Annotated in this window: 20 protein-coding genes; 8 read left to right on the top strand and 12 right to left on the bottom strand. The window is 70.8% G+C overall.

All coding sequences use genetic code 11. The features are described from left to right. Positions 1-232: 232 nt before the first annotated feature. Both AB0878_RS27100 and AB0878_RS27095 read right to left on the bottom strand, forming a co-directional pair. Entirely contained in the window at positions 233-1,696 is a 1,464-nt protein-coding gene (locus tag AB0878_RS27100) for a M81 family metallopeptidase (RefSeq protein WP_366583057.1), read from the bottom strand. After that, positions 1,693-2,841 carry an ROK family protein gene (locus AB0878_RS27095; protein ID WP_366583056.1) on the bottom strand — a complete coding sequence of 383 codons (1,149 nt, stop codon included), beginning with the start codon at positions 2,839-2,841 and terminating at the stop codon, positions 1,693-1,695. Before AB0878_RS27095 ends, AB0878_RS27100 begins: the two co-directional genes overlap by 4 nt. A gap of 162 nt (positions 2,842-3,003) precedes the next feature. Here AB0878_RS27095 and AB0878_RS27090 point away from each other — a divergent pair, with 162 nt between their 5' ends. From AB0878_RS27090 to AB0878_RS27070, 5 genes are read left to right on the top strand one after another with little or no spacing between them, the layout of a single operon-like run. Continuing rightward, positions 3,004-4,815 carry a peptide ABC transporter substrate-binding protein gene (locus AB0878_RS27090; RefSeq protein WP_366583055.1) on the top strand — a complete coding sequence of 604 codons (1,812 nt, stop codon included), beginning with the start codon at positions 3,004-3,006 and terminating at the stop codon, positions 4,813-4,815. Positions 4,816-4,819: 4 nt separating this feature from the next. After that, the gene (locus tag AB0878_RS27085) at positions 4,820-5,779 is read left to right on the top strand and encodes an ABC transporter permease (protein ID WP_366583054.1); all 960 of its coding nucleotides are present in this window, start codon (positions 4,820-4,822) and stop codon (positions 5,777-5,779) included. After that, on the top strand, positions 5,776-6,606 hold the full coding sequence (locus AB0878_RS27080) for an ABC transporter permease (protein ID WP_366583053.1): 831 nt from the start codon (positions 5,776-5,778) through the stop codon (positions 6,604-6,606). The genes AB0878_RS27085 and AB0878_RS27080 overlap by 4 nt, the downstream gene beginning before the upstream one ends. Continuing rightward, positions 6,603-8,228 carry an ABC transporter ATP-binding protein gene (locus AB0878_RS27075; protein WP_366583052.1) on the top strand — a complete coding sequence of 542 codons (1,626 nt, stop codon included), beginning with the start codon at positions 6,603-6,605 and terminating at the stop codon, positions 8,226-8,228. The genes AB0878_RS27080 and AB0878_RS27075 overlap by 4 nt, the downstream gene beginning before the upstream one ends. Further along, positions 8,225-9,112, top strand: a complete 888-nt coding sequence (locus tag AB0878_RS27070) for an ROK family protein (RefSeq protein ID WP_366583051.1) — start codon at positions 8,225-8,227, stop codon at positions 9,110-9,112. Before AB0878_RS27075 ends, AB0878_RS27070 begins: the two co-directional genes overlap by 4 nt. On the opposite strand, the gene AB0878_RS27065 is transcribed toward AB0878_RS27070, so the two are convergent. Next, positions 9,105-9,854 carry an MBL fold metallo-hydrolase gene (locus AB0878_RS27065; RefSeq protein ID WP_366583050.1) on the bottom strand — a complete coding sequence of 250 codons (750 nt, stop codon included), beginning with the start codon at positions 9,852-9,854 and terminating at the stop codon, positions 9,105-9,107. The two genes, AB0878_RS27070 and AB0878_RS27065, sit on opposite strands and share 8 nt — an antisense overlap. 86 nt (positions 9,855-9,940) lie before the next feature. Here AB0878_RS27065 and AB0878_RS27060 point away from each other — a divergent pair, with 86 nt between their 5' ends. Next, positions 9,941-10,927 (top strand): helix-turn-helix domain-containing protein, encoded by a 987-nt coding sequence (locus tag AB0878_RS27060; protein WP_366583049.1) that lies wholly within the window; start codon positions 9,941-9,943, stop codon positions 10,925-10,927. A gap of 268 nt (positions 10,928-11,195) precedes the next feature. Continuing rightward, positions 11,196-12,128: an MBL fold metallo-hydrolase gene (locus tag AB0878_RS27055; protein ID WP_366583048.1), complete on the top strand. Its 933-nt coding sequence runs from the start codon at positions 11,196-11,198 to the stop codon at positions 12,126-12,128. A 20-nt stretch (positions 12,129-12,148) separates the two neighbouring features. On the opposite strand, the gene AB0878_RS27050 is transcribed toward AB0878_RS27055, so the two are convergent. Then, positions 12,149-13,069 (bottom strand): helix-turn-helix domain-containing protein, encoded by a 921-nt coding sequence (locus AB0878_RS27050; RefSeq protein ID WP_366583047.1) that lies wholly within the window; start codon positions 13,067-13,069, stop codon positions 12,149-12,151. A 155-nt stretch (positions 13,070-13,224) separates the two neighbouring features. On the opposite strand from AB0878_RS27050, the gene AB0878_RS27045 reads away from it, so the two are divergent. After that, on the top strand, positions 13,225-14,670 hold the full coding sequence (locus AB0878_RS27045; protein ID WP_366583046.1) for an aldehyde dehydrogenase: 1,446 nt from the start codon (positions 13,225-13,227) through the stop codon (positions 14,668-14,670). A gap of 67 nt (positions 14,671-14,737) precedes the next feature. Here AB0878_RS27045 and AB0878_RS27040 read toward each other — a convergent pair whose 3' ends face one another. From AB0878_RS27040 to AB0878_RS27005, 8 genes are all read right to left on the bottom strand, one after another. Continuing rightward, positions 14,738-15,742, bottom strand: coding sequence for an iron-siderophore ABC transporter substrate-binding protein (locus AB0878_RS27040; RefSeq protein WP_366583045.1), 1,005 nt, complete (start codon positions 15,740-15,742; stop codon positions 14,738-14,740). 16 nt (positions 15,743-15,758) lie between these two features. After that, on the bottom strand, positions 15,759-16,580 hold the full coding sequence (locus AB0878_RS27035; RefSeq protein ID WP_366583044.1) for an ABC transporter ATP-binding protein: 822 nt from the start codon (positions 16,578-16,580) through the stop codon (positions 15,759-15,761). Between the two features lie 12 nt (positions 16,581-16,592). After that, positions 16,593-17,639, bottom strand: a complete 1,047-nt coding sequence (locus AB0878_RS27030) for an iron chelate uptake ABC transporter family permease subunit (protein ID WP_366583043.1) — start codon at positions 17,637-17,639, stop codon at positions 16,593-16,595. Next, the gene (locus AB0878_RS27025) at positions 17,636-18,655 is read right to left on the bottom strand and encodes an iron chelate uptake ABC transporter family permease subunit (RefSeq protein WP_366583042.1); all 1,020 of its coding nucleotides are present in this window, start codon (positions 18,653-18,655) and stop codon (positions 17,636-17,638) included. The genes AB0878_RS27030 and AB0878_RS27025 overlap by 4 nt, the downstream gene beginning before the upstream one ends. A 205-nt stretch (positions 18,656-18,860) precedes the next feature. Continuing rightward, positions 18,861-19,280, bottom strand: a complete 420-nt coding sequence (locus AB0878_RS27020; protein ID WP_366583041.1) for an Lsr2 family protein — start codon at positions 19,278-19,280, stop codon at positions 18,861-18,863. A 57-nt stretch (positions 19,281-19,337) separates the two neighbouring features. After that, entirely contained in the window at positions 19,338-19,916 is a 579-nt protein-coding gene (locus tag AB0878_RS27015) for a GNAT family N-acetyltransferase (protein ID WP_366583040.1), read from the bottom strand. Between the two features lie 89 nt (positions 19,917-20,005). Further along, positions 20,006-20,389 (bottom strand): hypothetical protein, encoded by a 384-nt coding sequence (locus tag AB0878_RS27010; protein WP_366583039.1) that lies wholly within the window; start codon positions 20,387-20,389, stop codon positions 20,006-20,008. A 170-nt stretch (positions 20,390-20,559) separates the two neighbouring features. Continuing rightward, the gene (locus tag AB0878_RS27005; protein ID WP_366583038.1) at positions 20,560-22,200 is read right to left on the bottom strand and encodes an alkaline phosphatase family protein; all 1,641 of its coding nucleotides are present in this window, start codon (positions 22,198-22,200) and stop codon (positions 20,560-20,562) included. Positions 22,201-22,224 lie beyond the last annotated feature (24 nt).

Here is a 22,224-nt window from a genome sequence, read left to right as displayed (position 1 = left end):
CTGGTCCGCGGCGCCCTGGTCCACGGGCTGGTGTCCGCCGGCTGGACGGCCGCACTCGCCTATGTGGACCGCCGCCGGCCGCTGTCGGTGGCCAACGGAGTGGCGGCGGGAGCCGCCATCGCGGTGCTGGACCTGGAGATCGTCGGGCGGCGCAACGCCGCGATCCGGGCGTTGCCGCGCGGGGCGCAGTGGCTCGATCACCTGGCCTTCGGCGCGTTGACGGCCGTGGCGCTCAGAGCAACTCGGGCTTCAACGGCGGGTCCGCCATCTCCGCGTCGAACGGGAACATCGGCCGGTCGATCCCGGCGTGCCCGAGGCGCAGCAGGTCTTGGTCGACGCCCCCGGGCGTGAGAGCGAGCAGCCAGTCGGCGGCCATGTCGTACAGCTCCGGTTCCAGGTAGCCGATTTTCACGATCACCACGTCGGCTTCGCGCGGGCGCAGGCCGAGCGCGAGGAAGTCGGACTCCAGGTGGTAGGGCTTGCGCCGCGCGGTGACGATCACGCGCAGGCCGCCGATGGCGAACACCACGGCCGTGCCCGCGACGGGGTCTTCGGGGTCGATCGCCTCGACGCGAGCGGTCACCGGCACCGGACCGTGCGGCCCGGAGTCGACTTTTCCGCCCAGCTCCACGGAAACCGTCGCGCCGACGCCGGCTTCGACCGCCGCGGCAACGGCTTCCGGGTCCACGATCGCCGCGTACAGCGTGGTGAGCTCGGAGTCCACAATGGCCGGAGTGCGCAGGAGGACGTCGAGGCTCCAGGACGTGTCCCCGGCACCTCCAGCAGTCGGGTTGTCGCCGGAATCGCTGACGAAGAACGGCCGCGCGGTCGAGGCGACGGCCTGCTCCAGGCACTCGGCCAGGGTCCCCGTCGGGGCGACGAAAGCGAAGTCGCGACGAGCGTCCCAATAGGACTTGGCGAGCCGCTCGGCCTGTTCCGCGATGACGTCTTCGTCGTCACCGGACACGACCACGGCGGCTTGGCAACGCGGTTCGTCGGCCCACGCGTAGCCGACCCAGATGGCGGCGTCGAGCACGCCGCCGAGCGTTTCGACCTCGTCGACGGCGGCGTAGACGCTCTTGGCCGGTTCGAGGCGAGTGCTCGTTTTCTCGCCGGGCAGCAGCACCGGCACCTGCACCCACGCCTTCTTCGGCTTGCCGCCGTGACGCAGGCGAGCGGCGAGGTTGCGGGCCGCACGCTCGCGAGTGTCCCACGCGTCGGTGTGCGGGGCCTTGCGGTAGCAGGTGATCAGGTCGAGCGCCGTGGCCAGCTCGCGCGAGACGTTGCCGTGCAGGTCCATCGACGCCGAGATGAGCACGTCCGGCCCCAGAATCGCGCGGATCTCGGTGGCCAGCTCGGCTTCCACGTCCGTGCGGCCGACGACACTCATCGCGCCGTGGATGTCGAAGAACAACCCGTCGAGGTGCTGCGCCGCGCGCACCCGTTCCAGGATCTCCCTCGACAGCTCCGCGTAGGCCTCCTCGGTCACCGCGCCGCCGGGTAGCGAACGGGCGTGCACGAGCGGCACCCACTCGACGTCGTCCGTCCACGAAGGACGGTCTTCGCGCAGGAACGGGTAGCGCGCCAGCAGTTCTTCGCCCCGGGTCACGTGGAAGTCGGCCACGGTGGAGCGGTGCGGGGAGAACGTGCTCGACTCGATGGCGATCCCCGTGATCCCGATCCGCACCTTCGTCATCGTCTGCTCCGTATCGCTTCGTCGAAGACCTCGTCCAGCACCAGCGCGCCCGCGCCGTACAGCCCGGCGTCCGGGCCGAAGCGCACCCGATCGATGCGCAGTTCCCTCGTGGCCAGGGGAAGACAGCGTTCGTAGAGCGCGCCGCGCACGGCGGCCACGAACGCCTCCGAACCCGACAGCGCGCCGCCGAGCAGCACCTCGTCGGGGTTGCCAAAGTTCACCACCGTGGCCAGCACCTCGCCGAGCTGCAGGCCCGCACGCCGCACGGCCGTGGTCGCGTCGGGGTGCCCGTCCTCCGCCGTCGCCATCACCTGCGCGGTGCTGTTCACGTCCACGCCCTGCTCGCGCAGCTGCGCCACGAGGGCCGCGCCGCTCGCCACGGTCTCCAGGCAGCCGCGGTTTCCGCAGGTGCACGGCCGGTCGCCGGCCGCGGGCACGCGCACGTGGCTGATGTCGCCCGCGACGCCGGCGCGGCCGCGGTAGAGCCGGCCGGTCACGACGAGCCCCGAGCCGATGCCCGTGCCCGCCTTCACCACGAGCAGCGTGCGCCCGGGCGGCCCGGCGACGGATTCGCCCAGCGCCTGCAGGTTCGCGTCGTTGTCCACTGCCACGGGCAGGTCGAAGTGCGCACGCAACGCGTCGCGCACCGCGAACCCGCGCCAGCCCGGCATGCGCGAGGGCAGCGTGATCGTGCCCGCGCCGACGTCGACCGGCCCGGGGAAGGCGACGCCGATGCCCAGCTGCCGGCCCGGGCACCGCGCCTCGGCCGCGACTTCCCGCACGGTGTCGGCGAAAGCCGCGACGACCTGCGCCGGTTCGCGGTTGATGTCCAGCGGCCGTTCGGTCACGTGCAGCAGGTTGCCCGCGATGTCGAGGGCGCCGATGCGGACGTGGCGCGAACCGACGTCGGCGGCCCAGACGTGGCCGAACCCCGCGTTGACCGACAGCAGCTTCGGCCGCCGGCCACCCGCCGAGCTGCCTTCGCCGGACTCGACGAGCACCCCGGCGGAGATCAGCGCCTGCGTCCGAACGGACACCGTCGACTGCGGCAAGCCGAGCACCCGCGCGAGGTCCATCCGCGAGACGGCGTGCTCGTGGGCGACGAGCCAGAGCAGCCGCAGCAGACCGGCGGGATCCTGGGCCACGGCTGTCACCTACTTACTTCATGCCTGATGTAACTGTCCGGAAACTTGCCCCCGAAATCACCTCTTGGCAATTTCCAACACGCGTGCGACATTACACGGCAACCAAGAACACGCCCAGTCCCTGGACATCGACTTACACCAAGGATGTTGGAAGTGATGTGGATGGCTCGACACCGGTGGCGCGCCGCGCTCGGGGTCACGCTCGCCGCCGCGCTGGCGCTCTCCGGCTGCGCGACGAGCCGCGAGCAGCACGGCGGCGGCACGGGCAAGCCGGTGACCGGCGGCAGCGCACGGTTCGCGCTGCCCCCGTCGGCGACCCCGAACTGGATCTTGCCGATCTCGATCCCCGGCTACGGCGCGAGCTACAACGGCGCGATCCGGAACGAGCTGTACACCCCGCTGTACAACTACGACGGCAGCTCGGGCTCGGTCACGCTCGACGATCCCTCCAGCGCCGCCAACGCACCGAGCTACTCCGCCGACGGCAAGACCGTGACCATCACGCTCAAGCCGCTCACCTGGTCGGACGGCAACCCCCTGACCAGCCGCGACTTCGAGTTCTGGCTCAACCTGGTGCGCGCCGGCAAGGACAACTGGGGCAAGTACTCCGAAGGCCTGATGCCCGACAACATCAAGGCCTTCCACGCGGTCGACGACCACACGTTCACGCTGACCCTCGACAAGCCGTACAACGCCGACTGGTTCACGGCCAACCAGCTGAGCCTGGTCGTGCCGATGCCGCAGAAGGCGTGGGACCGCACGAGCGCGTCCGGCCCGGTCGGCGACTTCGACCGCGACCCCGCCGGGGCCAAGAAGGTGTTCGACTTCCTGGTGGCGCAGGCGAAGCAGCTCGGCACGTACTCGACGAATCCACTGTGGAAGGTCGTGAACGGGCCGTTCACGCTCGCCGGGTTCACCGCTTCGGGCCAGGTGACGCTGAACAAGAACCCGAAGTACACCGGCCCGGACGCGGCGAAGCTCGACACCGTGCAGTTCCTGACCTTCACCAGCTCCTCGGCGGAGTACAACGTGCTGCGTGCCGGCGGCGTCGACTACGGCTACGTGCCGACGTCGAACCTCGGCCAGCGCCCGAAACTGGAGGCGCAGGGCTACCGGATCGAACCGTGGAACGGCTGGTCGATCACGTACTCGCCGTTCAACTTCAACAACCCGCAGCTCGGCGCGGCGTTCAAGCAGCTGTACGTGCGCCAGGCGCTGCAGCACGCCGTGGACCAGGACAGCATCACGAAGGTGATCTGGCGCGGCACGGCCCGCGTGGACTACGGCCCCGTGCCGCAGGACAACGACGTCAAGTACCTGTCGGCGCGGCAGAAGACCAACCCGTACCCGTTCGATCTCGCCGCCGCGCGGAAGCTGCTCACCGACCACGGCTGGAAACCCGGCTCCGACGACGTTCTCGAGTGTGCGGCACCCGGCAGCGGACCCGGCCAGTGCGGCGACGGCGTCAAAGCCGGCACCCGGCTGTCGCTCACCATGCTGACCGAGTCGGGCTCCGACGAGACCGACGGGACGATGCAGGAGCTGCGCTCGGAGCTGTCGAAGATCGGCGTGGAGATGAAGATCAACGCGCAGCCGCTGAACACCGTGCTGGCCAACGGAACCGCGTGCAAGCCGGAAGAGGCGTCGTGTTCGTGGCAGCTGTCGTACTTCGGCACGCAGGGCAGCTGGTACTTCCCCGCCAGCCCCAGCGGTGAGGACCTGTTCGCCACCGACGCGGGCACGAACTTCGGCAGCTACGCCGACCAGCACGCCGACGACCTGATCACCGCGACCAACCTGGCCACGGGCGATCAGCCGATGCTCGACTACAGCGCCTACCTGGCCGAGCAGCTGCCCGTGCTCTGGCTGCCCAACCCGCCGTACCAGGTGTCGGCGATCGACACCGCGCTGCGCGGGGTGAACCAGGATCCGCTCGCCGGGCTGCAGCCGCAGCGCTGGTACTGGACGAGGTGAGGACATGACCCGCTACCTCCTCAAGCGGCTCGTGCTGGCCGTGGTCGTGGTGCTGCTGGTCACCGTGGTCACGTTCGTGCTGCTGCACCTGCTGCCCGGTGGTCCGGCGCGCGGCGTGCTCGGTGTGCAGGCCACGCAGGAGCAGATCGACGCGTTCAACAAGGCCCAGGGCTTCGACCAGCCGTTGCCCGTGCAGTACTGGGACTACCTGGTGCGGCTGCTGCACGGCGACCTCGGCGACTCGTACACGCAGAACTCCCCCGTGTCGACGCTGCTCGGAGAGCGCGTGCCGAAGACGCTGCTGCTCACCGCGATCTCGACGTTGCTCGCGATCGTGGTCGCGCTGCCGGTGGGTGTGTGGCAGGCGGTGCGGCGCGGCAAGGCGGCGGACCACGTGACCACCGGGGTGACGTTCCTGCTCTACGCGACGCCGGTGTTCTTCCTGTCGCTCGTGCTGATCATCGTGTTCGCGCAGGTCCTGCCGTGGTTCCCGGCGCAGGCCGCGCAGGGCGAGACGATCGGTGAGCTGCTCTCGCAACCCGGCTCGCTGGTGCTGCCGGTGGTCGCGGGCATGGGGGCGGCGCTGGCCGCGTTCAGCCGGTACATGCGAGCGTCCACTCTGGACAACCTCGCCGAGGACTACGTGCGCACCGCCCGCGCGAAGGGCACGCCGGAGCGCACGATCGTCTGGCGGCACGTCTGGCCCAACTCGCTGACGTCGGTGGTCTCGATGCTCGGCTACTACGTGCCCGTGGTGTTCAGCGGTTCGCTGGTGGTGGAGTCGATGTTCAACTACCCGGGCGTCGGCCTGCTGTTCTGGACGGCCGCGCGCAACGCCGACTTCCCCGTGCTGCTCGGGGTGGTGCTGGTGATCGCCGTGGCGACCGTGATCGGCTCGCTGCTCGCGGACGTCGTGCAGCTCGTGATCGATCCGCGCGTGCGGGTGAAGGGGGTGCGGTCGTGACCGTCCTTTCGCGAGTGTTCGCGCGGCGCACGGCGCTCGTCGGCGCCATCCTGCTCCTGCTGGTGATCCTGTTCTGCTTCTTCGGCCCGCTGTTCTACGGCACGGACCAGTCGCACACCGACCTCGCGGCGGCGCGGCTCGGGCCCGGCAGCGGGCATCCGCTGGGCACCGACGACCTCGGCTACGACGTGCTCGGCCGGCTGATGGTCGCCGGGCGGACGTCGCTGATCATCGGCGTGCTGGCCGGGCTCATCGCCACCGCGATCGGCGCGGTGTGGGGCGCGCTCGCCGGCTACACCGGCGGCTGGCTCGACACGGTGCTGATGCGCGTGGTCGACACCGGCGTCGCGATCCCCGCGTTGTTCCTGCTGCTGGTGGCGGCCACGCTGGTCACCCCGAGCGTCGGGGTGCTGGCGCTGATCATCGGCTGCGTGTCGTGGCTGGTGCCCGCACGGCTGATGCGCGCGGAGACGGTGAGCCTGCGCGAACGCGACTACATCCGCGCGATCACCGTGCTCGGCGCGAGCCGCACGCGGGTGGTGTTCCGGCACGTGATCCCCAACGCCATCGGCACGGTGGTGGTGAACGCGACGTTCCAGATCGCCGACGCCATCCTGCTCGTGGCCTACGTGAGCTTCCTCGGCCTCGGCGTGCCCGCGCCGGGCACCGACTGGGGCGCGATGCTGTCGAAGGGCATCACCTACACGTTCGACGGCTCGTGGTGGCTGATCCTGCCGCCGGGCATCGCGATCGTGCTCGTGGTGTGCGCGATCAACTTTCTGGGCGACGGACTGCGCGACGCGTTCGCGGTGAAGGGACGGCGATGAGCGAGCCGGTACTCGACATCCGTGACCTGCGGGTGTCCTATGGGGACGGTGACCCGGCCGTCGACGGGCTGTCGCTGACGGTCGAGCCGGGTGAGATCGTGGCGGTGGTCGGCGAATCGGGCTCGGGCAAGAGCACGGCCGCGCTCGCGGTGCTGGGGCTGCTGCCCGAGTCGGCTTCGGTGACCGGGGCGATCGAGCTGGCCGGGCAGAACGTGCTGGAACTGCAGGGCGAACAGCTGCGGAAGCTGCGCGGGCAGGGCGCGGGGATGGTGTTCCAGGAGCCGATGACGGCGCTGAACCCGTTGCTGCGCATCGGGTTCCAGCTCGCGGAGGCGATCCGCAACCACGACCCGAAGCGGCGGCGGCACAAGCACTACCACCCGCGGTGCGTGGAGCTGCTGGACCGCGTAGGGGTGCCGGAGCCGGAGGCGCGGCTGAAGCAGTACCCGCACGAGCTGTCCGGTGGGTTGCGCCAGCGCGTCATGATCGCGATCGCGCTGGCCGCGCGCCCGAAGCTGATCATCGCGGACGAGCCGACGACGGCGCTGGACGTGACCGTTCAGCAGCAGATCCTGGACCTGCTGAGGGACATCCGGGAGACCGAGGGCACGGCGACGCTGCTGATCACGCACAACATGGGTGTGGTGGCGGACGTTGCCGACCGCGTCCTCGTGCTGCGGTCCGGCCGGCTGGTGGAGGAAGCTCGGACGGCTGAGCTGTTCTCCTCCCCGCAGGCCGCGTATACGCGTGAGCTGCTCGCCGCCGTGCCGCGGCTGGGCGCGGGCGAGCACGCCGGCGCGGCGGCGGCGCCGGAGAAGCCGGTGCTGGCGTTGACGGACGTCGTGGTGGAGTACGGCGGCAAGCGCGCCGTGGACTCGGTGTCGCTGAGCGTCGGGCCGGGCGAGATCGTGGGGCTGGTCGGGGAGTCGGGCTCGGGCAAGACGACGCTGGGCAACTGCGCGCTGGGCCTGGTCACGCCCAAATCGGGCCGGGTCGACGTGCTCGGCGGGCCGTTGCCACGCGGGACCGGGCGGTCGGCGCGGGCGGTGCGGCGGCAGATCGGCGCGGTGTTCCAGGATCCGGCGTCTTCGCTGGACCCGCGGATGACCGTGGGCCAGACCGTGGCCGAGCCGCTGGTCATGCACACCTCCGCCGGCCGGTCCGAGCGGCGGCGGCGCGTGCGCGAGCTGCTCGACGCCGTGGAGCTGCCGGAGTCGCTGATGGACCGCTACGGCCACGAGCTGTCGGGCGGGCAGCGCCAGCGCGTGAGCCTCGCGCGGGCTTTGGTGCTGGGGCCGAAGCTGCTGATCGCGGACGAACCGACGAGCGCCCTCGACGTGTCCGTGCAGGCCGTGGTGCTGGACGTGTTCAAGCGGCTGCACGAGGAGTTCGGGTTCGGCTGCCTGTTCGTGAGCCACGACCTGGCGGTGGTCGACAGCCTGTGCGACCGCGTCGCCGTGCTGCGCGGGGGCGAGCTGGTGGAGCAGGGGCCGGCCGCGCGCGTGCTGCGCGAGCCGTCGCACGCGTACACGCAGGCGTTGCTGCTGTCCTCACCCGTGCCGGACCCCGCGGTGCAGCGCAGCCGACGGGCCGGGCTGGCGGACGTGGATCCCGCGGCGTGAGCCAAGTGTGGGCCGGGGTCGACATCGGCGGTTCGAAAACACTCGTGGTCGTGTGCGACTCCGACGGCCGGGAGGTGGCATCGGCGTCGGCGGATTCGGGTGCGCACCTGGGAGGTGCCGCGATCCTGGACCGCGCGGCCGCGCTGGTGTTGTCGCTCGCGCCGGGCCGGCTGGCCGGGGTCGGCGTCGGTGCGGCCGGCGTGGTGGAGCCGGAGACCGGGACGATCGTGGTCACCGGCGACTCGTTCACCGGCTGGGCGGGCACGGCCGTCAACGCGGGGCTGTCCTCACGGCTCGGCGGCGTGCCGGTGACGACCGAGAACGACGTGAACGCGTTCCTCCTCGGCGAACTGTCCACAACGGATCGGCACGTACTCGGCGTCGCGCTGGGCACGGGTGTCGGCGGCGCGTTGTACGTGGACGGCACCCTGCTGCACGGCGGCGGCACCGGCGCGGGCGAGATCGGCCACGTCGGCACCTACGGGCCGGCGCCGTGCACCTGCGGGCAGACCGGGCACCTGGAGGCCTACGCGTCGGGCCGGTCCCTGGCCCGCCGCTACACCGAGGCGACGGGCGTTTCCCTGCCCGCCGAGGCGGTCGCGGCCGCCGCGTTCGCCGGCGACGAGGCCGCGCTGGCGGTGTTCACCGACGCCGGGCGTTTCCTCGGCGAGGCGATCACGCACGCGTGCGGCCTGCTCGGCATCGCGACGGCGGTGGTCGGCGGTTCCGTGACGAACTCGTGGGCACTGCTGGAGAAACCGATGCAGGAGGCGCTCACCGAGCACCCCCTGCTGTCGGGTTCTCCCGTCGAGGTGCGGCTGGCCCGGGGCGGCGCGAAGGCCGTGGCGCTGGGCGCGGTCGCACTCGCGCGCGGCCTCAGCTGACCGCGGCTTCCTCGCCCGGCTGGAGCAGGTGCAGTTTCGTCGCCTTGCCGGCGAACGCCTCCGCCAGCGTGTCGGCGCCCTGGGTGAAGTGCCCCCAGCCCTGGAAGTGCAGCGGCACCACGTCGGCGGACCCCAGGATCTCGGCGGCTTCGGCGGCGGCCGCGCTCGGGAGCGTGAGGAAGTCGTCGATGAGCGGCGTGCGGGCCCCGCCCGCGAACAGCACGGCGATCGGCACCGGCCCGACGCGGGCGGCGATCTCGCGCACCAGCGCCAGCGACGCGTTGTCGCCGCTGACGTAGACCGACGGCAGGCCTTCGGCGGACAGCAGGAAGCCGGTGACCTCGCCGACCTTGGGCTCGGAGCCTTCCGGCCCGTGCAGCGCGGGCATCCCGGTCACTCGCACGCCGCCGACCTCGACGTGTTCCCAGTTCGGCAGCGCCTGGGCGGTGCCGCCGAGGCGCCCCGCGCCGGACGTCGTGGTCAGGACGAGCGGCGCCGTCTCGAGGTACGCGCGGCCGCCGTGGTCGAGGTTGTCCGAGTGCTGGTCGTGCGAGAGCAGCACGGCGTCCACCGCGCCGACCTCGGCCGGGCTCGCCACGGGCCCGGTCGTCTTCACGAGCACCCGGTTGCCGATCGGGTACTCCCCCTGCTGGTCGAACGTCGGGTCGGTCAGGAACCGCACCCCGCCGTAGGTGATCAGCGACGTGGGTCCGCCCAGGTGGCGCAGCGAGAAAGTGGTCATGCCGCCATCCTGCCTCGACGGACCGGCGATCGGTGAGTGGCAGTGAAGTCGTTCATCGATGAGATCCTGCCAGCTACTGTGGAGCCGTGCAGAAGATCGCGCTGGTGCTGTTCGACGGGGCTCGGCTGTTCGACACGGCCGTGGTCGACGAGGTGTGGGGCGCGCGCAGCGGGCCGGAAGCCGAGCTGCGCAAGTGCTCGGCCACGAAGGACCCCGTGCGGCTGACGGGCGGCGCCACCATCACCCCGGAACGGACGTTCGCCTGGGTGCGCACGGCGGACGTCGTCGTGGTGCCGGGCCTGGCGAACGTCGATGCGAAGCCCGCACCCGAGCTGCTCGCCGCGTTGCGGGCGGCCCACCGGGCGGGCGCGCAGGTCGCGGGCCTGTGCCTGGGCGCGTTCGTGCTGGGCGCGGCCGGGCTGCTGGACGGGCGACCGGCCGCCACGCACTGGCGGTTCACGAGCGAGCTCGCGCGGCGGCATCCGTCGGCCCAGGTCGACCCCGGCGTGCTGTACGCGGGCGGAGACGGCGTGTGGACGTCGGCCGGGGTCGCCGCCGGGATCGACCTGTGCCTGCACCTCGTGCGGCTCACGCAGGGCGCGGACGTCGCGGCGGGGATCGCGCGGACCATGGTCACGGCGCCGTTCCGCTCGGGTGGGCAAGCGCAGTTCATCACGGTCCCGACGCCGCCCCGCGACGAGGAACCGCTGGCCGCCGTGCGGGAACGCGCGTTGCGGGAACTGCGGCGGCCGCTGACGGTCGCCGAGCTGGCTGCCTGGGCGTCGATGTCCGAGCGCACCTTCGCGCGCCGGTTCGTGGCCGAGACGGGCACCACGCCCGTGCGCTGGCTGCTGGACCAACGCATCGCCCGGGCGCAGCAGCTGCTGGAGAGCTCCGACCTGCCCGTCGCCGAGATCGCCGGCTGTTGCGGGTTCGGGTCACCGGTGTCGTTCCGGCAGCACTTCACCCGCCACGTCGGGGTCGCGCCCAGCCGCTACCGCGCGGACTTCCGGCCCTCGACCACGACGTCGGACCGGCCCGCCCTGGCTTCCGCCGGAAATCGGACGACGTAAATCTTCCCCGGCTCACCCACCTCGGGCGACGTTTCACGAGAAGTGACCACACCGTCACCACAAGTCGCCGAACTGAGGGAATGCCGAACCGGAGGTATGGTCTGCCGGTCGGCGTAGGGAGGTATCGGCCTGGGCTGTGCGACGTAGCACACGGTGGGCTCGCAGCCTGCTGACATACGCCCGCTTGGTCTATACCATTCGAAGGTCAGTGATCCACTACCATGCGGTGGTCCGGGATCACGGCGGCGCAGCCCACGAGGGGGACCCCATGCCCGCCATCAGGCGAAACATCGTGCCGCTCAGGTACTCCGACCCGAGCGTGGTCGCCTACGTCCGCAGCCCGACCGACTGGCTCGTGTCCAACTGCGGCTGGATCCGCGGCCGGTCGGGCGTGCTGCTGGTCGATACGTGCGGCACTGAGCGGGACACGCTCGACCTGGTCAAGGACGTCCGCAAGTACTCGACCGTCGAAATGCCGCTCACGCTCGTGCTCACCCACGCCCACGGCGCGCACCACAACGGCGCCGGCGTGGCGTTGCGCAACGGCGGGCGCATCCTCGCCGCCGAGTCGGCCGTGTCCGCGGTGCGGGCGGGCCCGCAGCGGTACGAGGACACGTTCGACTGCAAGAACTGGGGCACGCTCGAAGCTCCGAAACCCGAGGCCGTGCACGCCGTCACCACGCCGCGCGAGGTCGACCTCGGCGGGGTGGTCGTGGAGGTCGTGCCGTTCCCCGGCGTCGCGCACACCGACGGCGACCTGGTGGTGTTCGAACCGAAGACCGGCACGCTGTTCACCGGCGACCTGCTGTCGGTCGGCTCCACGCCGATGGCGATCCACGGCTCGATCCCCGGCTGGCTCGACGCGCTTTACTGGCTGGACAAGACTTTCCCGACCGTCCGCACGTTCGTGCCCGGCCACGGCGCGCTCAGCCACCCCGGCAGCTTCCCGGTCGCCGTGCTGCGCACGTACCTCAACTGGCTGCTCGACGCGACCACCCCGGAAACCCCCGACTTCGACGAGCTGGCCACGATCGCCCGCCGCCGCTGGCCGAACTGGAGCAATCCCGAGCGCCACGTCGGCAACCTCATGCGCGCCCACGCCGACCAGCACGGCCGCCCGCTCCAGGAGAAGACCGCGCTGCGCGCGATCCTCGACGCCGTGGGCGGCAAGATCGACCTCGACGCGCGACTGGGCCTCTGAGACGACTGGGCCCCTGAGCGCTAAGACCCGGTCATCCTCCGCCGCAGCCCCGAAGGCGTCACCCCGTACTCCGCCCGGAACGCCCGCGAAAGCCACGGCTGGTCCGTGATCCCCCAGCGCGCCGCCACGGCCGCGATGCTGCGCCCCGCCAGCAGCGGGTCGGTGAGATCACGCCGCACGGCCTCGAGCCGCAGCTTGCGGACGGTGCCGCCGAACGTTTCGCCGGAGTCCTCGAACAGGCGGTGCAGCGAGCGCGGCGACATGTGCAGCGCGGCTGCCGCCGTCGCCGGCGACAGGTGCGGGTCGGCCAGGTGCACGCGGACGTGGTCGAGCACGCGCTCGCGCAGCGCCAGGTTCGCGTGGCCCGCCGGGAGGTCGGCGCCGCTGCCGAGCGTGGCCGCGAGCAGCGCCACGGCGGCTTCGCGCAGGCGCACCGGCGAGCCGTCGGACAGCTTCTCGCGCTGGTCGAGCGTGCTGCGCAGGCAGGAGGCGAAGACCTGGCCCACGCCGCTGCCGGTGATGAACCGGCGCTCCATCATCGCTTCGAGCGCGGAGTCGGGCAGGCCGAGCGCGGCGCGCGGGAACGTCATCACCGCGCAGCGGAACGCCCCGCGCATCGTCAGCTGGTACGGCCGCCGCAAGTCGTAGAGGGCGAAGTCACCGACCTCCAGCGGCACCCGCCGCCGGCCCTGCTCCACGAGCGCGCCGCCCCGCTCGATCAGGCAGATCTTCAGCCGCTCGACGTGGTCCGCGCGCACGCCGCGGGCGGTGCGGCGCACGATCTGCGTGGTGCCGCGCACGTCGTAGATCCCGACGTCGCCCAGCTGCATCGCGTCGAGGGTGCCGAGCGGGAGCAGGCCGTCGTGCCGTTCGGCGTGCAACCCGGCGAACGCCCCCGCGAGCTCGTGGCTCCACGCGTCGGCCTGAAGGCTTCGCCCCATCGGCATCTCCCAGGTCGTTCTGGGTGCAGTCGAGCCAGCATACGCCGAGGAACAACAAGTCTGGCGCGCTGCGACAACTGTTGTGTAGAGCTTCGGTCCACCCTGTGTTCGCGCCGCAACTCCGGCGGCGCCCAAGTGGCCGAGGAGTTTTGCAGGTGAAGCACGTACACGACGCGCTGTTCATCGGCGGCGAATGGACCGCACCATCCACCGACGCCACCACCACCGTGCTGTCGGCGAGCACGGAGGAAGCCATCGGGCAGGTTCCGGAAGCGGGACCCGCGGACGTCGACAAGGCCGTGGCCGCCGCTCGAGCGGCGCTGCGCGACCCGCAGGGCTGGGCCCATTGGGAGCCGGCGAAACGCGCCGACGTCCTCGACCGCTTCGCCGCGGTGATGGCGGAGCGCAGCTCGGAGTTCGCGCAGCTGGTGAGCGCCCAGAACGGCATGCCGATCGCGAGCCCCGCGATGCAGGCGGAGACCGGCTACCCGGCCGGGCTCCTGCAGATGTACGGCGGGATCGTCCGCGAGCAGCCCGTCGAAGAGATCCGTCAGGGCGCCTTCGGCGGCAACGTCGTCGTCCGCCGCGAACCGGTCGGGGTCGTCGCGGCGATCGTGCCGTGGAACTTCCCGCAGACGCTGCTGTTCTTCAAGCTTGCGCCGGCGCTGGCGGCCGGCTGCTCGGTCGTCATCAAGCCCTCGCCGGAGACGGTGCTCGACGCCTTCCTGCTCGCCGAGGTCCTCGCGGGCCTGGGCCTGCCGCCGGGGGTCGTGAGCATCGTGCCGGGTGGCCGCGAGCTCGGCGCATACCTGGTGAAGCACCCCGGCGTCGACAAGGTCACGTTCACCGGCTCGACGGTGGCGGGCCGCGCGATCGCGTCGGCCTGCGCGGAGCTGCTGCGCCCGGTCACGCTGGAGCTGGGCGGCAAGTCGGCGGCGATCATCCTCGACGACGCGGACGTCGCCGGGAGCGTCGAAGGCCTGTTCGTGGCCACGATGATGAACAACGGCCAGACCTGTTTCCTCGGCACCCGCGTGCTCGCGCCGCGCAGCCGCTACACCGAGGTCGTGGACGTGCTCACGGACATGGCTTCCGGTGCCGTGGTCGGCGATTCGCTCGACGAAGCCACCACGATCGGCCCGATGGCCAGCTCCGCGCACCGCACCCGCGTGGAGGGCTACATCGCGAAGGGCAAGGCCGAAGGCGGCCGCGTGACCACCGGCGGCGGCCGGCCGAACGGCCGGGACGTCGGCTGGTTCGTGGAGCCGACGATCTTCGCCGACGTGGACAACTCCGCCACGATCTCGCGCGAAGAGATCTTCGGGCCCGTGCTGTCGGTGATCCCTTACGCCGACGAAGCCGACGCCGTGGCCATCGCCAACGACTCCGACTTCGGGCTCGGCGGCACCGTGTGGACCACCGACGCCGAACGCGGCATGGGCGTGGCCCGGCGCGTCGAGACGGGGACGATCGGCGTCAACACCTACCTGCCCGACCCCGTCGCGCCGTTCGGCGGCGTGAAGGCCAGCGGCATCGGCCGCGAGCTGGGCCCGGAGGCGCTGGGCAACTACCAGCAGTTCAAGACGATCTACCGCGCCTGACGCCACCACCGAGCGGGCCTCCCCGGGCGATCCCGGGGAGGCCCTCTCGGCGTCAGTGCGAAACGCGTCAGCCGAGGTACTTCTTCAGGTCGTCGAGCACGTGGTCGGCGCCGATCGGGCCGAGGCCGAGGAACCACACCTCGTCGGAGACGCGGATGGCGTGCTGCGACTTCACCGCGCTCAGGCCGGCCCACAGCCCGCTGCCCGTCACGGCTTTCTCGTCGGCGTTCGGGCCCGCGCCGTAGCTGGAGTAGAAGATCCAGTCGCCGTTGGCCTCGTCGATGCGCTCACGCGAGATCTGCTTGGCCAGCTCGTTGATGTGCTGGTTGTCCGGCCGCTGCAGGCCCACGTCCTTGAAGATCACGCCGATGAACGACAGGTCGCCGTAGATCCGGATGCCCGTGGAGTGGAAGCGCAGCAACGAGATCTTGGGGTTGCCCTTGATCCCGGCCTTCACCTCGTCGGCCTTCTTCTGGTACGCGTTCAGCGCCGCCACGGCCTTGTTCTCCTGGCCCAGCGCCGCGCCGACCAGCAGCAGGTTCTCCTTCCACGGGAAACCCGGGCGGATGCTGAACACCGTCGGCGCGATCTTCGACAGCTGCGGGTACAGGTCGTTGGCGCGCAGCTTGCTGCCCAGGATCAGGTCCGGCTGCAGCGAAGCGATCTTCTCGAGGTTGAGGTTGTCGGTGTTGCCGATCGTCGGGATGCCCTTGGCACGGTCGGCGAGGTAGCTGGGCACCCCGGTCTGGCCGGCGGTGGTGGCCATGCCGACGGGCGTGACGCCCAGCGCCAGCACGTCGTCGAGCTCACCGCTGTCGAGCACGACCACGCGGGCGGGCGCCTTCTCGATCTTCGTCTGGCCCAGGGCGTGGGTGACCGTGCGGGGGAAGACGCCGGGGCCGACGTCGGCCTTCAGCTTGGCGGTCTCGGTGTCGGCGGTGGAGAACAGGCGGCCGCCGGTGGCGACGTCCTTGTCCCCCACGCCCGAGGTGGTCGTGTTGGCGGGCTGGCTGCACGCGCCCAGGAGTGTGGCGGCGGCGAGGACGCCGACGACCTTGGTCCATCTGGCCATCGTGGGGTGTTCCTTCCTAGGGCTGTGTGGTGGGAGCGGCGGCGTGGTGGCGGCCGATCGGGACGACCATGGGGGTGCCGGACACGGGATCGGCGATGATCCGGCAGGGCATGCCGAACACGTCCTCCACGAGCTCGGCGGTGAGGATTTCGCCGGGCGCGCCCTCGGCGGCGATCGACCCGTTTTTCATGGCGATGAGGTGATCGCCGTAGCGGGCCGCGAGGTTGAGGTCGTGCAGCACGATCACGACGGTGGTGCCGTCGTTGTGGTTGAGGTCCGCGAGCAGGTCGAGCACCTCGACCTGGTGGCTGATGTCGAGGAACGTCGTGGGCTCGTCGAGCAGCAGCAACGGAGTGCGCTGGGCGAGCGCCATCGCGATCCACACGCGCTGGCGCTGCCCGCCCGACAGCTCGTCGACGGGCCGGCCGGCCAGCTCCACGGTGTCGGTGGCCAGCATCGCGCGCGCCACGGCGTCGTCGTCCTCGTCGTTCCAGCGGCGGAACACGCCCTGGTGCGGGTAGCGGCCGCGGCCGACGAGGTCGGCGACCGTGATGCCCTCCGGCGCCGTCGGCGACTGCGGCAGCAGGCCGAGCACCCGGGCGACGTCCTTGCTGCGCAACGAAGAAATGCGCTCGCCGTCGAGGTACACCGCGCCGGCCGAGGGGGCGAGCAGGCGAGCCAGGCCGCGCAGCAGCGTCGACTTACCGCACGCGTTGGTCCCCACGATCATGGTGACCTTGCCCTCGGGGATGCGCACCGAGAGGTCCTTCACCACGGTCACGGGCCCGTAGCCGAGCTCGAGACCTTCGGTGTGCAGGGTGGGTGTCGTCGGTTTCACGCGCCTTCTCTCTCAGACTCGGCCGGCCCGGTTCGCCGTGGCGAGGAGGTACAGCAGGTACGGCGCGCCGACGGCCCCGGTCACGACACCCACCGGCAGCTGCGTGCCGAGCAGGTGCTGCGCGACGAAGTCGCCGAGCAACGTCACGAGCGCGCCGGTGAGGGCAGGCGCGACGAGGCCGACGCGAGCGCCGCCCACGAGCCGCGTCGCCACGGGGTTCGCCACGAACGCCACGAAACTCACCGGCCCGGCCGCCGCCGTGGCGAATGCGGCGAGCGCGGTGGCGACGAGGAGCAGCAGCAGGCGCATGCGTTCCACGCGCAGGCCGAGCCCGGCCGCGGTGTCGTCGCCCAGCTGCAGCCCGGTGAGCGCGCGGCTCAGCAGCACGGCGGCCGGGCCGAGCACCGCCAGCGCGATCGCGAGTGGCACCACCTTGTCCCAGCTCGCGCCGTTGAGGTTGCCGGTGAGCCACACCAGGGCCTGCTGCGCCAGCGTCACGTCGGCCCAGGTCATCAGGTACGACACGATGCTGGCGAGCACCGCACCGACCCCGACGCCGATGAGCACGAGGCGGTAGCCGTTGACGCCGCCGCGGCGCGAGAGCACGTAGATGATCACGCCGGTGAGCAGCGCCCCGACGAACGCGGCGGCCGACAGCACCGGACCGGACACGCCGAACAGGACCAGGCAGATCACCGCGGCGGCGCTGGCTCCCTGCGTCACGCCGATCACGTCGGGGCTCGCGAGCGGATTGCGCAGCAGGCGCTGGAAAAGCGCACCGCCGAGTCCGAACGCGACGCCGACGAGCACCGCCGCGACGGCGCGCGGGAGCCGCAGCTGGGTGACCACGTAGGCGCCGCCGCCCGTGCCGTCGCCGAAGAGGATGCCGGGCAGCTGTCCCCAGGGGACGTTGAAGTCACCGACGGCCAGCGACAGCGCGAAAACCAAGACCAGCAGCACGAAAAGCACGATCGACACGAGCCACACCCGCGCCGAGCCCTGGCGGCGGGCGGCCGAGACCGCCTTCAGCGCGTCGGCCAGCTCCAGGGGCGGCTTCACACCTTCACCAGCTTCCGGCGCCGCACCAGGACGATGAACACGGGCGCGCCGATCACGGCGGTCACGATGCCCACCTGCACCTCGGCCGGGCGCGCGATCACGCGGCCGATCACGTCGGCCACGAGCAGCAGCAACGGTGCCAGCAAAGCGGAGTACGGCAGGAGCCAGCGGTGGTCGGGCCCGGTGATCAGGCGCGCGACGTGCGGCACGGTCAGCCCGACGAAGGCGATCGGGCCGGCGATGGCCGTCGCCGATCCACAGAGGACGACCACGGCGAGCGCGCAGATCGCCCGCGCCACGGCGACGTTCTGCCCGAGCGCACGGGCGACGTCCTCGCCCAGCGCCAGCGCGTTGAGCATCCGCGCGGCCACCAGCGCGAGCACCACGCCGACCACGATGAACGGTACGGCCTGCGTGATCGTCGACGCGTCGCGCCCGGTCAGCGAGCCCACCTGCCAGAAGCGGAACTGGTCGAACGTGGTCGTGTCGGTGAGCAGCAGGCCGCTCGTCACCGACTGCAGCGCCGCCGTCACCGCCGCGCCGGCGAGCGCCAGTTTCACCGGCGTGGCACCGACCCGGCCGAGCGCGCTGATCCCGTAGACGACCACCGCGGCGGCGGCCGCACCGGCGAAACCGAACCAGACGTATCCGGTGACGGTGGTGATACCGAGCGTGCTGATGCCCAGCACCACGAACAGCGCGGCGCCCGCGTTCACGCCCAGCAGGCCCGGGTCGGCGAGCGGATTGCGGGTGGCGCCTTGGATCACGGCACCGGACAGTCCCAGTGCGACACCCGCGAGCACACCGACGAGCGTGCGCGGCAGGCGCAGCTCGTGCACCACGAGGTGATCGGGATTCGAGGCGTCGTAGTGGAACAAGGAGTCGAGGACGGTGCCGAACGACAACCCGCGTGATCCGACGGCGATGCTCAGCACGGCGGCAAGCACGAGCGCCACCAGGAGCACCACGAGCCCCGCCGTCAGCGAGAGTGTTCTCGGGCGGGCTCTCTCGGCCACAGTCGGTTACCTTCACTCACAGGACATTTAGGCTTGGCTACCCTACCCCGCGCGCGGCGCCGTCGTCGTGTGGCCATCACCACGGTCCGCGCGTGTCATCCCTGCTACATCGGCCGGTGATTTCGCCGTGCTGGGCGGAACTTCCCCGTGAACGCCGAAAGGGGTCCGTCACGGCGGTGACGGACCCCTTTTCCGGAAGCTCGGCTCAGGCGTTGGCCTTCTTGCGCGGCGCACGCTTGCGGGCCGGCTTGGCGGGAGCCTCTTCGACCTCGTCGATCTCTTCTTCACGCTCTTCGTAGGCCTTCACGATCTCCGCGGGGAGCCGGCCCCGGTCGGACACCTTGAAGCCGTTGGCCTCGGCCCACTCCCGCATGAGGCGGTTGCGCTCCCGATCGGCGGCGGACGACGTCGCCCGCGGCGCCTGCCCGGCGGCCATGCGCACCTTGCGGCCCCCGACGCGGCGGGACGCGGTGACGTAGCGGGCCAGCTCATCACGAAGCGCGGCGGCGTTGTCTTCGGACAGATCGATCTCGTAACTCACACCGTCGAGGCTGAAGGGGACGGTCTGATCGGCAATGCTGCCGTCGATGTCGTCCACCATCTCGACGTGAACCTTCTGCGCCATGGTTCGTCGTTCCTTCACCTTCTACAGGACGTGCCTGGGGGAACCCTATCGTGTCGACTAATGTCGCGCGGTGCTGGACACCCATTCCTCTCTGGACAGCGCGTACTCGACATCGCCGTGTTCCGCGCCTTCCAGGTATTCCGGCCACTCGAGGAAGAACGTGCGCACGAGCCCGAGGCCCGCCTTCTCGAGCACCCGCCGGGAACGGGTGTTGACCGTCATCGTCGTCGCGACGACCCGCTCGGCCCCGAGTTCCGCGAATGCCTTGCCCAGCACCGCTTGCAGCCCTTCCGTCGCGAACCCGCGCCCCCACACGGCGGGCAGCAGGCGGTATCCGACTTCGGGCCCGCCGGCTTCGAGACCGCGGCTCGTGGCCGGCCGCACCGAGAACCACCCGGCGAATTGGTCCGTCCCCGAATTCACGGCGGCGAAACACCCGAACCCCGCGGGCAGATCCCGGTATTCCGCGAGGAAACCCGGAAGTGTCGTGCCCTCGACGACTTCACGCGACACCGGACGGCCGTCGTCGACGAAGCGCATCACCTCGGGATCACCGTGGAGATCGGCGAGTGCGCCGCCGTCGGCGGGCGTGAACCGGCGCAGCCGCAGTCGCGGCGTTTCGGTCCACGTGGCCATGGCGGGGATTGGACCAGTGCGCACTGCCCGAGCGCAAGAGGCATTTCCGAACTGTGGCCGCCCGCGGGAAAATCGCCGCGAAAATGCGCTCAGCGGCGCGTGAAGCCGCCCAGGCGGTGCGGGAAGAAGGTGATCGGCACGCCCGCGCCGGCCAGGTCCCGCAGCATCGTCAGGATCGCCTCGGTCGGCGTGCCGTGGACGCGGATGCTCGTGGTGGCCGTGAGGTTCTCGCGGAACTCCGGGTCGGCGTGCTCGGAGAGCACGCGCAGGTGGTGCTCGAACGAGTCGGTGTCCGGGTGGATCTGCACGAACTCGACCTCGGTGCCGTCGGCGCTCGCGTACTCGTGGAACGCGATCAGCCGCGGCTCGTGGCCGTCGACGAACCGGGCCCAGCCGGGCGCGCGGCTCTTCTCGGCGTCGAACCTGCCGGGGACCACACTGTTGGTGGCGATGAAGACGAACGGTCCGGTCACGGTGACCACCTCCGTCCATTATCCAACCAGTTGGTTACTTATCGCGCCACTGCGACCGCCGTCGCGTCGGACACAGCGGGCGGGCCCGGAAACGGCCGAAGGCCACCGGGTTCGGGAACCCGGTGGCCTTCGGAACTGGGGTACTACTGGTGTTCGGTCCTACGCGGTGTTCAGTGGTGGCCGTTCTTGACGACCGCGCCCGTCTTCGGGTCCAGCGGCAGCTTGCCCGCCTGCGGGTACCAGAAGTTGAACATGTTCCACAGGCCGCCGGCGCGGGAGTCGAACGACGAACCGCCGACCCGGCCGGTGAACCAGTTGTCCTCGATGAACTGGAGAACCGAGGTCTGGTCCGTGCGGGTGTGGTCGACGAAGTTCACCTTGCTGTAGGGCGAGATGACCAGCATCGGCAGGCGCGGGCCGTAACCACAGCGGTCCGCCGTCGTGCCCAGCTTGGTCTTGGTGCCGGTGCAGACCGACGAGTCGTTCGCGGCGTCCTGCGACCCGTTGATGATCGTGGACTTCTGGTGGTCGTACCAGCCGTCCGAGTCGTCGTAGGCGAGAACGATCGCGGTGGACTTCCACTCCGGTGACTGCTGGATCTTGTTGATCTCGGTGGCGACGAACTGCTGCTCGTCCAGCGGGTCGGAGTTGGCCGCGTGGGCGTCCTCGTAGGCCGGGGCCTTGAGGTAGCTCACGGCGGGCATCGAGCCGGCCTTCAGCGAAGCGTCGAAGTCGCTGATGTCGTACTGGTGGTTGGCCTGGTCGGTCTGACCGATGGCCTGCACCGAGGACGGCGGCAGGTGCTTCGGGTTCGAGGTCGACTTGTAGTACGCGAACGGGTTGTGGTGGGGGTTGTAGTCCACCACGGGCATGCCGCCCACGTTGTTGTGCTGCGCACCGCAGACCGCGAACCCGTTCTGGGTGCCGGTCGGCTTGAAACCACCCTGGAACCAGCCCCAGGTCACGTGACGCTGGTTCAGCATGTCACCGATGTTCTTGCCCTGCAGCGAGGCGAGGTTCTCGGTGGCGGTGTGGTTCTTGTCCGAGCAGTCGTCGTACGCCGGGTCCGGGTCGTTGATGACCGTGCCGATCCCGTTCTTGTCCGGGGAAACGACGACGTACGAGTCGGTGGTCGGCTGGTGCGTCACCGAGGTGAGCGCCTGCGCCCCTCCCGTCTGGCCGGAGACCAGGTTGAGCGCACCGGGGGTCGACGGGCCGAAGTTCGTGTTGTAGGAGTTGTCGCTCATCGCATAGTTCTGAGCGTAGTTCCACAGGCCCGTGACGGTGTTGCCGTCGTAGTAGTCCATGACCAGGCCCGGCTCGCCGAAGAGGATCGGCTGCCCCGTGCACTTGTCGGTCTCGGTCTTCTCGACGAACTTGTCCATCTTGCCGCCGTTGAACGCGGCCTGCTCAGCACCGTAAGCGTGGTTCTGGTCGCAGGTCAGCGCCTGGTCGGGGGAAAGACGCTTCGGGTCGTAGGCGTTGGGATTGTTGGTCAGCAGCTTCTTGTCGAGGCCGTTGACCTTCGGGGTCTTCTTCGCGGCCTCGAACGGGGTGCCGTCCTGGTTGGTCGCGTTGGGGTAGGTGCCGAAGTAGTGGTCGAACGAGACGTTCTCGCCGAAGATCACCACGACGTGCTTGATCGGGGTGAGCGTCGGCAGCCACGACGCAGGCAGGGTGTGCAGCGCCTGGGCATCTGCGGTCGACGCCGCGGAGCCGGTGACGATCGCCAGCGCGGCGGCCGATGCGAGCGCTCCCGCGCCGATCAGCCGGCGTGAACGGCGACGCCGTCTGCCGATTCCTTTGTCCACTGGGGAATCCTCCTGATCTCGGTG

This window comes from Amycolatopsis sp. NPDC047767, assembly GCF_040704195.1.
In the GTDB taxonomy this organism is placed as follows: domain Bacteria; phylum Actinomycetota; class Actinomycetes; order Mycobacteriales; family Pseudonocardiaceae; genus Amycolatopsis.
The sequence above is the reverse complement of the archived record's forward strand: the minus strand, read 5'-3'. Positions and strand labels throughout refer to the sequence as shown.

What these genes read in the sequence shown, in the direction of transcription:
- AB0878_RS27100 (WP_366583057.1), bottom strand. Translation starts at nt 1,696, where the DNA reads ATGACGAAGGTGCGGATCGGGATCACGGGGATCGCCATCGAGTCGAGC.
- AB0878_RS27090 (WP_366583055.1), top strand. Translation starts at nt 3,004, where the DNA reads ATGGCTCGACACCGGTGGCGCGCCGCGCTCGGGGTCACGCTCGCCGCC.
- AB0878_RS27085 (WP_366583054.1), top strand. Translation starts at nt 4,820, where the DNA reads ATGACCCGCTACCTCCTCAAGCGGCTCGTGCTGGCCGTGGTCGTGGTG.
- AB0878_RS27075 (WP_366583052.1), top strand. Translation starts at nt 6,603, where the DNA reads ATGAGCGAGCCGGTACTCGACATCCGTGACCTGCGGGTGTCCTATGGG.
- AB0878_RS27065 (WP_366583050.1), bottom strand. Translation starts at nt 9,854, where the DNA reads ATGACCACTTTCTCGCTGCGCCACCTGGGCGGACCCACGTCGCTGATC.
- AB0878_RS27055 (WP_366583048.1), top strand. Translation starts at nt 11,196, where the DNA reads ATGCCCGCCATCAGGCGAAACATCGTGCCGCTCAGGTACTCCGACCCG.
- AB0878_RS27050 (WP_366583047.1), bottom strand. Translation starts at nt 13,069, where the DNA reads ATGGGGCGAAGCCTTCAGGCCGACGCGTGGAGCCACGAGCTCGCGGGG.
- AB0878_RS27040 (WP_366583045.1), bottom strand. Translation starts at nt 15,742, where the DNA reads ATGGCCAGATGGACCAAGGTCGTCGGCGTCCTCGCCGCCGCCACACTC.
- AB0878_RS27020 (WP_366583041.1), bottom strand. Translation starts at nt 19,280, where the DNA reads ATGGCGCAGAAGGTTCACGTCGAGATGGTGGACGACATCGACGGCAGC.
- AB0878_RS27015 (WP_366583040.1), bottom strand. Translation starts at nt 19,916, where the DNA reads ATGGCCACGTGGACCGAAACGCCGCGACTGCGGCTGCGCCGGTTCACG.